A 657-nucleotide genomic window follows, 5' to 3' on the forward strand; every position below is an offset into this window, starting at 1 on the left:
TTGCGATAGATGCGGTCATTAATATAATATTTCTTAGTTTCATTATGATTTGTTTTTAAGTAGCATCGTTTATGTAATCTGTCATTCAGAGGGCTTTAACCCGAAGAATGACAGATACTTATGGTATGAATGATTTTTAAACTTACTTAGGAACATTATTTCACGGTTACCAAATCTACATAATAGCCATGTCCTACACATAAGAATCCGGCTTCAGCTTGAATCTTATTCAACATGTCTTGTGTTAGTATCAGTGTATATTCACCGTTTTCCGTAAATTCCATCTCACTCGCCAAGCCTGTCCAATAGCCTGTGGCAAGCTGCATTTTATGATATTCGGCAGTAGGTTCTATGGAGTAGACTACTTTCAGTGTCGACCCGGCTGTGATACCAGCAAATACATCCATTGGAATCAAACCAAAAGTTTTGTTGGGATCACCGTCTGGCTTATCCCACGAAACGTAATGGTGTCCTGACCAAAGCGTTATTTCGGTAGATACGGTCACAGTCTGTTCGGTAGTCGTAATATTATCGTTCAAGAACTGCACAGCCTCTCCGCTGCGGGTCTTGCCTGTCATCGTATAGCTTCCATCAGACAAATCCGGACAAGTCAGCGTAATCTCTGTAGAAGATTGGTTGCTGAATTGAGATACCGTT

General features: G+C 40.6%; 1 pseudogene. It reads right to left on the reverse strand.

The features are described 5' to 3' along the window. Positions 1-155 precede the first annotated feature (155 nt). A pseudogene (locus tag AB5935_RS25470) lies at positions 156-657 on the reverse strand (hypothetical protein); the annotation flags it as partial.

Origin of the sequence: Phocaeicola sp. RTP21198st1_B8_RTP21198_201120 (assembly GCF_040929485.1) — a bacterium.
GTDB lineage: Bacteria > Bacteroidota > Bacteroidia > Bacteroidales > Bacteroidaceae > Phocaeicola > Phocaeicola dorei.